Below are 11,496 nucleotides of genomic sequence, written 5' to 3'. Positions count from 1 at the left end.
GGGCGTGGGGCGGCGGATGAGGGGGAGCTCTCACCAAGGTTCTGTGCATACGGTGTACGACTCCAGCCCGTCACGTGACGTTCGATAGGCCCTGGACAGGGATGTGGACCCTGCTCATCGGACGTTGGGGAGCACCGGCCGCAGCCCGTTCCAGCGCGAGATCGCGCAGCCGTTGGCCCGGTCGAAGGCCGTGTCGATGCTCCTCCCCCGCCAGGTCCCGGTGACCCGGGCAGTGGCCGGACCCCCGAACTGCTGGGTGCACATCGCGTCCCCGGGCACCGGGGCGAACGGGTCGGCGCCCTCGCCCGCCAGCTCCTCCAGCCGGTCACAGGCCTGCTGCGCCGCCGGGTGGCTGCCGCCCGCCGGTCCGCACTTCAGCTCGAAGACGCCCTCGGCCGCGGGATCCCCCGTGCCCGAGACCGTCACCGTCAACCGGGTACGGGCGTCGTCGGCGTGCAGCAGGGGCAGGGGCAGCGGCAGCGGTAGCGGCAGGGGGACGGTGGCCGCGGTCGCGGCCGGCGCGGCGGCGGACAGCGCGGCGAGAGACGCGACGGCGGTGAGGGCGAGGCGACGCAACATGCGGGCTCCTGTGCTCGTGCACTTCGACGAGAGGGACGGGACGGCGGGTGGAACGAATGGAAGAACGGGAAGGCGGCGCCTCCCTCGTCTCACTAACGCTCCGCACGCCACGGCGTTGCGCAACCGCAGGCGCTTTGCCCTCGTGCCCGACTGCCTAGTACCGTAGGCAGCGATTGGTGACGCAGTACTCAGCTGTGGCATCATCTGCACGCACCACTCGCGCTCGCGCGAGGTGTGCTGGAGGCGTCGCCTAGTCCGGTCTATGGCGCCGCACTGCTAATGCGGTTTGGGTCTTAAAGCCCATCGAGGGTTCAAATCCCTCCGCCTCCGCTTCATCACCGAAGCCCCGTGCCACCGGCACGGGGCTTCGGTCGTATCCGGACCCGGACGCTCCGCCCGCGCCGTCCCGAACGGCCCCGGAAGTACCCGTACGACACCGTCGCGCAGGGTATTTCCGCAGGTCAGGGCTGGTGGAGCTAAAGGATTTCGCGTCACGGCGCAGGTCATGTAATGTTGTTCTCGCAACGCCGACCGGGGAGAAAAAAACCGGGAAGCACAAGCACTCGTAGCTTAACGGATAGAGCATCTGACTACGGATCAGAAGGTTGCAGGTTCGAATCCTGCCGAGTGCACAGCAAGTCGAAGGCCCTCAGGAGAAATCCTGAGGGCCTTCGGCGTTATCCGTACAGCAGCGAAGTACAGCAACCCTGTCAGTCGGCGCGACGGGCGGCCGGGGCGGCACGGCTCGTCGCCGTGTCGCCCCGGCGTCCGGTCAGCGGGTGGCGAGGAGCTCGAGCGTGTCGATGACGCGGTTCGAGAAGCCCCACTCGTTGTCGTACCAGGCGACCACCTTGATGTGGCGGCCGTCGACGCGGGTGAGGGCCGAGTCGAAGATCGACGAGGCGGGGTTGCCCGTGATGTCGGACGACACGAGCGGGTCGTCCGAGTACTCGAGGACGCCGGCGAGCGGCCCCTGTGCCGCGGCGCGGTACGCCGCCAGCACGTCGTCGCGCGTCACGTCGCGGGCGACGGTCGTGTTGAGTTCGACGATCGAGCCCACCGGCACCGGTACGCGGATCGAGTCGCCCGACAGCTTGCCTTCGAGGTTCGGCAGGACCAGGCCGATCGCCTTGGCGGCGCCGGTCGTGGTCGGCACGATGTTGACGCCGGCGGCCCGCGCGCGGCGGGCGTCGCGGTGCGGACCGTCCTGCAGGTTCTGCTCCTGCGTGTAGGCGTGCACCGTCGTCATGAACCCGTGCTCGATACCGGCGAGTTCGTCGAGGACCGCGGCCAGCGGCGCGAGCGCGTTGGTGGTGCAGGAGGCGTTCGAGACGATCGTGTGCACGGCCGGGTCGTAGGCGTCGGTGTTGACCCCGAACGCGAGCGTGACGTCGGCGCCGTCCGACGGCGCGCTGACGAGCACCTTCTTCGCGCCCGCGTCGAGGTGGGCGCGGGCGGCCTTGGCCGAGGTGAAGCGGCCGGTGGCCTCCAGGACGATGTCGACGCCGAGTTCGGCCCACGGCAGCTGCGCCGGTTCGCGCTCGGCCAGCACCTTGATCCGGTGGCCGTCGACGACGAGGACGTCCCCGTCGACGGACACCGGGCGTCCGAGCCGGCCGGCCGTGCTGTCGTAGGCGAGCAGCCGGGCGAGAGTGGCGGGCTCCGTCAGGTCGTTGACGGCGACGATCTCGAGGGCGCTGTCGCGCTCCAGGAGTGCGCGCAGCACATTGCGCCCGATGCGGCCGAATCCGTTGATGGCGATGCGAGTCATGAGTGATGTCCCTTTCCTTCGCCACCAGGCTCGCCCGAGGCGCGCGCCGCTGACAGTGGCGGGATCGCCATGGTTCAAAAGGATCCCGCCATGCGGTGCCGGGCGGGTCACTCGCCTCGGGTGAAGGTGCGCCGGTACTCGCTCGGTGTGGTGCCGAGGATGCGCTGGAAGTGCAGGCGCAGGTTCGCGCCGGTGCCGAGCCCGACGTCGGCGGCGATCTGTTCGACGCTGCGCTGCGAGCGCTCCAGCAGTTCGCGGGCCAGGTCGATGCGGGCGCGCATCACCCACTGCATCGGCGTGTAGCCGGTCTCCTCGACGAAGCGCCGGGAGAACGTGCGGGGCGAGACCTCGGCCTGCCGCGCGAGTGTGTCCAGGGTGAGGGGCTCGCCGAGCCGGTGCAGCGCCCACTCGCGGGTGGCGGTGAACCGCTCGCCGAGTGGCTCGGGGACGCTGCGCGGCACGTACTGGGCCTGGCCGCCGCTGCGGTAGGGGGCGGCGACCAGACGCCGGGCCGCGTGGTTGGACGCGGCCACTCCGAGGTCGCCGCGCAGGATGTGCAGGCACAGGTCGATGCCGGAGGCGGCGCCGGCCGAGGTGAGCACGCTGCCCTCGTCGACGAACAGCACGTTCTCGTCGACCTGGACGAGCGGATGCCTGGCCATGAGCGCCCGCGTGTAGTGCCAGTGCGTCGTGGCACGCCTGCCGTCGAGCAGGCCCGTGGCGGCGAGCGCGAAGGCGCCCGTCGAGATGGCGGCGAGCCGCGCGCCCCGGTCGTGGGCGGCGATCAGTGCGTCGACGACGGCCTGCGGCGGGTCGTCGCGGTCCGGGAACCGGTAGCCGGGGACGAAGACGATGTCGGCCCACGCGAGCGCGTCGAGGCCGTGGGCGACGTAGTACGCGAGACCTTCGCCGCCGGCCACGGGACCGGGTGTCGCCCCGCACACCCGCACCTCGTACGGCATGCTCGCGCGGGTCGTGAAGACCTGCGCGGGAATTCCTACATCGAGCGGCTTCGCGCCTTCGAGTACGAGGACGGCGACGCGATGCAGGCGGGAGGGCACAGGAAGAGGTTACGTGGGGCGTGACTTCGGTACGCCCCCGCGCGGACCGGACGGGACTTTCCGGACACGGCTCAGCCCGTGATGTGGAACGGGGTGTCGGCGCGCTCGTCGCTGTCCAGGCCGCGGACTTCGAACGACTGCTGCTGGTCCGAATCGACGCTGTCCTCCGGGACCGTGACCTCTGCGGCGAAGCCGCCGTCCGGTCCGGCCGTGATGTCGCGGAGGTCGAGTGTGGAGCCGTACGTTCCGTTGAACGTGATGCGCACCTGTTCCCCGGCCGCGAAACCGGAGCCCGTGATCGTGACGGTGGCTCCTATGGCGGCCGAGTCCGGTGCGGCCATGATGCGGGCGGCCGTGGGGGAAGGGGCCGGGGCCGAAGGCGTGGCCGGCAGGCTCTGCACGGGGCGCGGGGTGGGCGAGGTGTGCTGCGGGGCCGGGGGCGCCGTGATGGCGGCGGGTGCCTTCGGGGAGTGGCCGCCCGCCACCGTTGTCGCGATCACGGCGGCGACGATGGTGGCCGAGGCGGTGATGACAGCCGCGATGATCACCGTTCGCTGGCTGCGATCGGTCCTTCCGGCCGGGTCGCCGGTGGTGCGGGTGTCGCCGGAGTCGGACACGTGGATTCTCCAACCAGTCATGTTTGAAAAGCAGTTGATCAGAATACTTGGCGCGGCACTGCGGCGACCTCCGGTTTTTCCGTCCCGGCGCGGGGCTGCCGCGGCCGTCCATTAACGTCGCCTGACGTCGCTCAATGTCTTTCCGGGGGTCGTTCATGGCTGTGGCGTGGCAGTGCACCGGGCTGCGGTGGCCGGACGTGCAGGGGCCGCCCGTGCTGGGCTGGCGGCGGGGCGGGGCCGTACGGGGGAGTGCGCAGGCGTACGGGACGGAGTTCGGGTTCCGGGCCGAGGGGGAGCGGCGGTGCGTCGGGGCGCGCGGGAACGCGTGTCCGGTGGGGGCCGTGGTGTCGGGGCGGAGCACGGGGGCGCGGTGCCCGGAGTGCGCGCGGCTGGACCGGGCGTATTCGGTGGCCGCCGACACGATCGCCGATGACCCGAGGACGTACCGCGTGTATCTCGCCTGGTTCGGGCCGGGGATGGTGAAGGTCGGGATCACCGCCGAGCAGCGGGAGGCGGCGCGGCTGCGCGAGCAGGGGGCCGTGGTGTTCAGCTGGCTGGGGCGGGGGCCGTTGATGGCGTGCCGGCGGACCGAGGAGCTGCTGCGGTCGGCGCTCGGGGTGCCGGACCGGATTCCCTACGCGAGGAAGCGGGCCGTGCGCGGGGCGCTGCCGGGGGTGGCGGAGCGCCGTGCCGAGGTGGCGGAGCTGTACGGGCGGGCCGTGGCGCTGGAGGGGGCCGGGTGGCCGGATTCGCTGGAGCGGCTGCCGTTCGAGGCGGTCGATCATGCCGGGCTGTTCGGGCTCGACGGCGCGTTGGAGGTGGCGTGGGCCGTCACCGAGTTGGTGGCCGGGGGCGCGGTCGCGGGGCGGCTGGTGGCGGCGGCCGGGCCCGATCTGCATCTGGCGACGGCGGCGGACGGGGTCGTGGTGCTGGACACCCGGCTGATGACCGGGTGGGAGCTGGTGGCGGCGGACCCGCGGGCCGGCGTGGGGGTGCCGGTGGCGGACATCGGGGGCGGTGGCGTGCAGGGCGGGCTGTTCTGAGATCGTCGGACCGGTCGGTCCGGACGGTGAGGGACGGACCGTTACGGGCGGTGAGGAACGGTGGGAGGAGCGCGGGATGAGTGGTGACGCCGACGACGTCGTGCGGTTCCGGGAGCGGCTGGGGCTGCCCGGGATCATCGATGTCCATACGCACTTCATGCCGGAGCGGGTGCTCCGCAAGGTCTGGGCGTACTTCGACTCCGCCGGGCCGCTGACCGGGATGGAGTGGCCGATCGAGTACCGGCACGACGAGGACGAACGCCTCGCGCTGCTGCGCTCGTTCGGCGTGCTCCGGTTCACCGCGATGCTCTACCCGCACAAGGCCGGCATGGCGGCCTGGCTGAACGGCTGGGCGGCCGACTTCGCGCGCCGTGTGCCGGACTGTCTGCACACCGCGACGTTCTTCCCGGAGGAGGGCGTGGAGCGGTACGTACGAGAGGCCGTGGAGGCGGGGGCTCGGGTCTTCAAGTCGCACCTTCAGGTCGGCGCGTACGACGCCAACGACCCGCTGCTGGAGCCGGTGTGGGGGCTGCTCGCGGAGGCCGGGGTTCCGGTGGTGATGCACTGCGGTTCCGGGCCGGCGCCCGGCAAGTACACGGGGCCCGAACCGGTCGGCCGACTGCTCGCCCGGCATCCGCGGCTGCGGCTGATCGTGGCGCACATGGGGATGCCGGAGTACACGGAGTTCCTGGCGCTGGCGGAGACGTACCCGGGGGTACGGCTCGATACGACGATGGCGTTCACGGACTTCACGGAGGACTTCACGCCGTTCCCGGTGGCCGAGCGGGGGCGGCTCGCGGCGCTCGGGGAGCGGATTCTGCTGGGGACGGACTTCCCGAACATCCCGTATCCGTACGCGCATCAGCTGCACGCGCTGGAACGGCTGGAGCTGGGGGACGACTGGCTGCGCGCGGTCTGTCACGGGAACGCGAGCGCGTTGTTCAGCGTGGACTGACGGCCCATGAGGGCCGCTTTCTCAGGGAATTCACAGAATCGGGAAAGGGCCCTCTCAGAGGAGCCTCACAGGGTTGAGGCATGACGACGACGACCTCGCCCCAGGGGCGTACCGAACTACTGAGGGCGGACCGCACCCCCATTCGTGTGCTGGTGGTGGACGACGAGGCTCCGCTCGCCGAGCTGCTCTCCATGGCCCTGCGCTACGAGGGCTGGGAGGTGCGCAGCGCCGGGGACGGCGCCGGTGCCGTACGGATGGCGCGCGACTTTCGGCCCGATGCGGTGATCCTCGATGTGATGCTGCCCGACACGGACGGGTTCGCCGTACTCGGCAGACTGCGGCGGGAGCTCTCGGAGGTCCCCGTGCTGTTCCTGACCGCGCGCGACGCGGTGGAGGACCGGATCGCCGGGCTCACGGCGGGCGGCGACGACTACGTCACCAAGCCGTTCAGCCTGGAGGAGGTCGTGGCGCGGCTGCGCGGGCTGATCCGGCGGTCCGGTACGGCGGCCGTACGCAGCGAGTCGACGCTCGTCGTCGGTGATCTGATGCTCGACGAGGACAGCCATGAGGTGAGCCGGGGCGAAACGTCCATCCACCTCACGGCGACCGAGTTCGAGCTGTTGCGCTTCCTGATGCGCAATCCGCGGCGGGTGCTGAGCAAGGCGCAGATCCTGGACCGGGTGTGGAACTACGACTTCGGTGGGCAGGCGAACGTCGTCGAGCTGTACATCTCGTATCTGCGCAAGAAGATCGACGCCGGGCGGTCGCCGATGATCCACACCCGGCGCGGGGCGGGGTACCTCATCAAGCCCGGTGAGTAGGTGCGTGAGCCGGCGGTGGGGCCGTGGACGCTGCGGACCCGGCTCGTGGTCTCGGCGGTGACGCTGATCGCCGCGGTCATCGGCTCGGTCACCACCATCGCCTTCCGCAGTTATATGTACGGCAAGCTCGACGATCAGCCTCCAACCGGGTGGAGGCCGCGTCCCGGACCTCCTCCTGGGTGGAGGAGAACTTCAAGGAGGTCACGGTCGGCAGCGCCACCTTCTACGACCTGACCCAGCCGAAGAGCGGCGAGCAGAGGCTCAGCGCCGCAGCAGCAGATCCGCGACAACCGGGCGGTGGTCCGAGGCGAGCGTCTCGGCCACCGCCGCGTCGCGTACCCGTACGGAATCCTTCGACACCGCCACGTAATCGATCCGCTGCACCGGATCCTGCGCCGGGTACGTCGGCCCGCCGGGCTCGATGTCCGTCAGCTCCTCCCACAGCGGGGCGAGCTCGGGAGCGGCCGGTGCCGCGTTGAAGTCGCGCTCGGCCAGCTCAGCCGCCAGATCGCGCCACTCGCTGCGGGTGCCCCAGTGGACGTCGACCTCCTGGAGCCCGATCACATAGGCGTCCAGTGAGCGGAGCTCGGCGGTCTGCCGGTCGAGATCGAAGACATTGTCCATGCCGGCGCCTGCATGGATGTTGTACGTGGCCACGCGCAGCGGCACCGCGTGCCCCTGCCCGGCGGCCGATGCCGGGGGTGCGACAGCGGTGCCCAACAGGCCCGCTGCGATGAGCACTTCCACCGTACGACGACGCAGTGACATACCACTCCAGTCCTGGTCGGATCAGCGGCGAGCACGGTACCGCGCGGAAATGTGCTGTACAGCGTATGGGGAGTGGCTATACGGTGTACGTCTCTTCTCGTACACCGTATAAGGCATCAGGAGTCCGCATGACGGCGACCGCCGCCGAGCAGAACCGCCTCACGCCACCGAGCCACCCGCAGCGCTGGCTGATCCTCGGCGTCATCTGTCTCGCCCAGCTCACCGTGTTGCTCGACAACACCGTCCTCAACGTCGCGATCCCCTCCCTCACCCGGGAGCTGGACGCCTCCACCGCCGATGTGCAGTGGATGATCAACGCCTATTCGCTGGTCCAGTCGGGTCTGCTGCTCACGGCCGGCAGCTCCGCCGACCGCTACGGCCGCAAGAAGATGCTGGTCGCGGGGCTCGCCCTGTTCGGTATCGGCTCACTGGTGGCCGGACTGGCCCAGTCGTCCACGCAGCTGATCGCCGCCCGCGCGGGCATGGGCATCGGCGGTGCGCTGCTGATGACGACGACCCTGGCCGTCGTCGTGCAGATCTTCGACGACTCCGAGCGGGTCAAGGCGATCGGCATCTGGTCGACCGTCAGCTCGCTGGGCTTCGCCGTCGGACCGCTGATCGGCGGAGTGATGCTCGACCACTTCTGGTGGGGCGCGATCTTCCTGATCAACATCCCCGTCGCGGTCATCGGTCTGGCCGCCGTCGTCCGGCTCGTCCCGGAGTCCAAGAATCCCAGTGGCGAGCGCCCCGACCTGCTCGGCGCGCTGCTCTCCACCATCGGTATGGCATCCGTCGTGTACGCGATCATCTCGGGCCCGGAGCACGGCTGGACGTCGGGCCGGGTGCTGCTGACCGCCTTCATCGGGGTCGCCGTCCTCACCGGGTTCGTGCTGTGGGAGCTGCACATCCCGTACCCGATGCTGGACATGCACTTCTTCCGCAACCAGAAGTTCATCGGGGCGGTCGCGGGCGCGATCCTGGTCGCGTTCGGGATGGGCGGCTCGCTCTTCCTGCTCACCCAGCAGCTTCAGTTCGTCCTTGGCTACGGGCCGCTGGAGGCCGGTCTGCGTACGGCTCCGCTGGCGCTGAGCGTCGTCGCGCTCAACCTCACCGGACTGGGCGCCAGGCTGGTGCCCAAGCTGGGCACGCCCGTCACCATCGCGGCCGGGATGAGCCTGCTGGCCGCGGGGCTCGCCGCGATCGCGCTGCTCGGCGGCGACGGCTACGGCGGCATGCTGCTCGGCCTGGTCGTGATGGGCGCGGGCATCGCGCTCGCCATGCCCGCCATGGCCAACGCGATCATGAGTGCCATTCCGCCGGAGAAGGCGGGCGTGGGTGCGGGGGTCAACGGCACGCTCGCCGAGTTCGGCAACGGTCTGGGGGTCGCCGTGCTCGGCGCGGTGCTCAGCTCCCGGTTCGCAGCGCTCGTGCCGGCGGCCGTCGGGGCCGCCTCGCTGCCCGCCGCGTTGGCCTCGGCCAGCGACGACGGGGAGCGTGCGCGGATCACGGACGCCTTCGCCTCGGGCCTGGAGACCAGCCAGCTGGTCGGAGCCGTGGCGGTGCTGGCCGGCGGCCTGCTGGCCGCGGCGCTCCTGCGCCGGGCGGAGCGGGCAGAATCTGCCCGGGTGGGCTCGGCCGAGGCCGAGGCGGCGGCATAGCATCGAGGCGGGGCGCGTCGGACCGTACGGATCCGCTTCATGCGCACGAGTACGCATCCGGTCCGTCCCGCCGGCAAGACGAGGAGAGTGCGCCATGGTGTCCGCGGCCGACCGTGTGAAGAACCCCGCCAGGACCAGCGTGTGGCTGGACCGGAGGACACCGTCGCGCACCCGTAAATCGGACCAGCCGGCCGGTCTCGACCGGGACAGGATCACTGCGGCTTCTGTCCGGCTGCTGGACGCCGAGGGCCTCGCCAAGTTCTCCATGCGCCGGCTCGCCGCCGAGCTGGACGTCACCGCGATGTCCCTCTACTGGTACGTGGACACCAAGGACGATCTGCTGGAGCTGGCCCTCGACTCGGTCTACAGCGAGATCGCGCCCCCTCGCGAGGACGCGCACTGGCACGACCGGCTGCGCGAACTTGCCACATCCTACCGGGAATTGCTGGTCCGGCATGTCTGGGTGTCGCCGCTCGCCGGTCACTTCCTCAACATGGGCCCCCACTCGATGCTGTTCTCGCACGCCATGCAGGACGTGGTCCGGGCGACGGGGCTGCCGCTGCACCAGCAGACGGGGGCGCTCTCCGCGGTCTTCCAGTTCGTGTACGGATTCGGCACCATCGAGGCCCACTTCGTGCAGCGCAGCGCGGAGACGGGGCTCAGCCAGGACGAGTTCTTCCAGCAGGCGCTGGGCGCCGTCCGGAGCCAGCCGCAGCTCAGCCGGATCGTCGAGTGCTCGCAGGACCTGATGGACGCCCGCGGCGGCGACACGGTCGAGGAGATGCGCGACCGGGACTTCACCTTCGCCCTGGACCTGTTGATCGCGGGCATCGAGGCGATGCGGGACCGCTGAGACCTCGTTCGTCCCTCAGTACCCGCGCCCCACATCCACGGCCGCCCCCGGCATCCGCCCCTGCGCCATCGCCTCCCGGCACGCGGCGAAGTCGATGACGATGTCCTCGTCCGCCGTGATGCCCGCGGAGTGCGAGGTGATCAGCGTACGGGGCAGCTGCCGGCACCGGTCGCCGGGCGGGGCAGGCTAATTCGGGCGGTACGTCGAGCACCGAGCACCGAGCACCGAGCACCGCGCGCCCCACCGCACCGGCGTCGTCGACGCCGCAGGTCAGCGGGGAGCCCTGGGGGCGGCCGTCGGACCGGGTGGTCAGCAGGATCGCCCGGTGCCTGGGTACGAAAGCCGGCAACTCGTCGAGTTCCACGGTGGTGTTCGTCGCGATGTCGGGTGCCGTGTCCGCAGACTACGACGGCAGGGACTCGCCCTGCACGGCCTGGATGTCGAGCTCCACCCGCAGCGTCGTACCGATCGCCGAGATGCCCGCCTGCACCACCTGGTTGTAGTTCATGGCGAAGTCCTCGCGGCGCAGCTCCGCCGTTGCGCTGAACGCAGCACGCACCCCGCCCCACGGGTCCGGACCCGTCCCGAGGTAGCTCAGGTTCAGGTCGACCGGCCGCACGACGCCGTGCAGCGACAGTTCGCCGTGGACGAGCCAGCGGTCGGGTCCTGCCGGGGTCAGTCCGTTGGAGCGGTACGTGATCTCCGGGAACCGGTCCGAGTCCAGGAAGTCCGGCGAGCGCAGGTGCTTGTCGCGCATGCCGTTGCCGGTGTCGATGCTGGCCGCGCTGATGACGGCGTCGACCCGGGACCGCGCGACGTCCTCCGCGATCTCGATCCGGCCGCCGAACTCGGTGAACCGGCCGCGCACGCTGGAGATCCCCAGGTGCTGCGCGACCGCGGCCACCGAGGAGTGCGCCGGGTCCAGCGACCAGGCGCCCGGCGGCGGCAGCTCCACACCGCCCTGGCGGGCCAGCACCACCGTGCCGGCCTCGACCCGTCCGCTCGCGGTGACGAGGGCGGTGGAGGCGGCGGGGGCGTATCCGACCGCCGTGACGATCACTGTGTACGCGCCGGCCTGCAGCGGAGTGTCGGTCCGCACCGCCCCGTCCTCGTCGGCAGCCGCCCGCAGCACCTGCGCGCCGGTCATGTCGGTGACCGTCACGACCGCGTGCTGGACCGCCCAGCCGTCCCGCGTCCGTACCTGTGCGCGAAGTCCCATCCCGTTTTCTCTCCTTGCTCAATGACTCAATGAGTCGGGCCCCGGGGCAGGGGACGGCAGGCCGTCCCCTGCCTGCCGTCCCCGCCACCGGGGCCCATTTCCACCGGCCGGTACAGCGTCTCCGCTCGAAGCGCCGACCCGCCAGGGGGCT

Annotated in this window: 11 protein-coding genes, 2 tRNA genes and 3 pseudogenes; 8 read left to right on the top strand and 8 right to left on the bottom strand. The window is 70.9% G+C overall.

Annotated elements, in window-relative coordinates; genetic code table 11:
• Positions 1-114: 114 nt before the first annotated feature.
• A complete protein-coding gene (locus OG953_RS21060) occupies positions 115-579 on the bottom strand; it encodes an SSI family serine proteinase inhibitor (protein WP_405686096.1) in 465 nt (154 codons plus the stop codon).
• Positions 580-818: 239 nt separating this feature from the next.
• Between OG953_RS21060 and OG953_RS21055 the strand changes: the two genes are divergently transcribed.
• Together OG953_RS21055 and OG953_RS21050 are read left to right on the top strand one after the other, a co-directional pair.
• A tRNA-Ser gene (locus OG953_RS21055) sits at positions 819-909 on the top strand.
• A gap of 229 nt (positions 910-1,138) precedes the next feature.
• Positions 1,139-1,211: transfer RNA gene (locus tag OG953_RS21050), tRNA-Arg, on the top strand.
• A gap of 140 nt (positions 1,212-1,351) precedes the next feature.
• On the opposite strand, the gene gap is transcribed toward OG953_RS21050, so the two are convergent.
• The 3 genes from gap to OG953_RS21035 all read right to left on the bottom strand — a co-directional run bounded on the left by gap (position 1,352) and on the right by OG953_RS21035 (position 4,028).
• Positions 1,352-2,350 (bottom strand): type I glyceraldehyde-3-phosphate dehydrogenase, encoded by a 999-nt coding sequence (gene gap / locus OG953_RS21045; RefSeq protein ID WP_405686094.1) that lies wholly within the window; start codon positions 2,348-2,350, stop codon positions 1,352-1,354.
• A 107-nt stretch (positions 2,351-2,457) separates the two neighbouring features.
• Positions 2,458-3,411, bottom strand: a complete 954-nt coding sequence (locus OG953_RS21040; RefSeq protein ID WP_405686093.1) for a GlxA family transcriptional regulator — start codon at positions 3,409-3,411, stop codon at positions 2,458-2,460.
• A gap of 71 nt (positions 3,412-3,482) precedes the next feature.
• Positions 3,483-4,028, bottom strand: coding sequence for a hypothetical protein (locus tag OG953_RS21035; protein WP_405686091.1), 546 nt, complete (start codon positions 4,026-4,028; stop codon positions 3,483-3,485).
• Between the two features lie 155 nt (positions 4,029-4,183).
• On the opposite strand from OG953_RS21035, the gene OG953_RS21030 reads away from it, so the two are divergent.
• The 4 genes and pseudogenes from OG953_RS21030 to OG953_RS21015 form a co-directional block, all read left to right on the top strand.
• On the top strand, positions 4,184-5,071 hold the full coding sequence (locus OG953_RS21030) for a DUF2797 domain-containing protein (protein ID WP_405686089.1): 888 nt from the start codon (positions 4,184-4,186) through the stop codon (positions 5,069-5,071).
• Between the two features lie 76 nt (positions 5,072-5,147).
• The gene (locus tag OG953_RS21025) at positions 5,148-6,026 is read left to right on the top strand and encodes an amidohydrolase family protein (protein WP_405686087.1); all 879 of its coding nucleotides are present in this window, start codon (positions 5,148-5,150) and stop codon (positions 6,024-6,026) included.
• An 80-nt stretch (positions 6,027-6,106) separates the two neighbouring features.
• A complete protein-coding gene (locus OG953_RS21020) occupies positions 6,107-6,847 on the top strand; it encodes a response regulator transcription factor (protein WP_405686085.1) in 741 nt (246 codons plus the stop codon).
• Positions 6,848-7,024: pseudogene (locus OG953_RS21015) on the top strand (two-component sensor histidine kinase); the annotation flags it as partial.
• Between the two features lie 84 nt (positions 7,025-7,108).
• On the opposite strand, the gene OG953_RS21010 reads toward OG953_RS21015, so the two are convergent.
• On the bottom strand, positions 7,109-7,615 hold the full coding sequence (locus OG953_RS21010) for an endonuclease/exonuclease/phosphatase family protein (protein ID WP_405686083.1): 507 nt from the start codon (positions 7,613-7,615) through the stop codon (positions 7,109-7,111).
• A gap of 128 nt (positions 7,616-7,743) precedes the next feature.
• Between OG953_RS21010 and OG953_RS21005 the strand changes: the two genes are divergently transcribed.
• Together OG953_RS21005 and OG953_RS21000 are read left to right on the top strand one after the other, a co-directional pair.
• Positions 7,744-9,273, top strand: coding sequence for an MFS transporter (locus OG953_RS21005; RefSeq protein ID WP_405686082.1), 1,530 nt, complete (start codon positions 7,744-7,746; stop codon positions 9,271-9,273).
• A 94-nt stretch (positions 9,274-9,367) separates the two neighbouring features.
• Positions 9,368-10,126 carry a TetR/AcrR family transcriptional regulator gene (locus OG953_RS21000; RefSeq protein ID WP_405686080.1) on the top strand — a complete coding sequence of 253 codons (759 nt, stop codon included), beginning with the start codon at positions 9,368-9,370 and terminating at the stop codon, positions 10,124-10,126.
• A gap of 15 nt (positions 10,127-10,141) precedes the next feature.
• Here the strand turns inward: OG953_RS21000 and OG953_RS20995 are convergent.
• The 3 genes and pseudogenes from OG953_RS20995 to OG953_RS20985 all read right to left on the bottom strand — a co-directional run.
• Positions 10,142-10,346 (bottom strand): annotated as a pseudogene (locus OG953_RS20995) (D-2-hydroxyacid dehydrogenase); the annotation flags it as partial.
• Positions 10,347-10,367: 21 nt separating this feature from the next.
• A pseudogene (locus OG953_RS20990) lies at positions 10,368-10,508 on the bottom strand (PPOX class F420-dependent oxidoreductase); the annotation flags it as partial.
• Between the two features lie 21 nt (positions 10,509-10,529).
• Positions 10,530-11,345, bottom strand: a complete 816-nt coding sequence (locus OG953_RS20985) for a YceI family protein (protein ID WP_405686078.1) — start codon at positions 11,343-11,345, stop codon at positions 10,530-10,532.
• Positions 11,346-11,496: the final 151 nt, after the last annotated feature.

The sequence above is a fragment of the Streptomyces sp. NBC_00057 genome (assembly GCF_045041165.1).
GTDB lineage: Bacteria > Actinomycetota > Actinomycetes > Streptomycetales > Streptomycetaceae > Streptomyces.
Note: the sequence above shows the minus strand (reverse complement) of the source record. Positions and strands in the feature narration are given on the sequence as shown.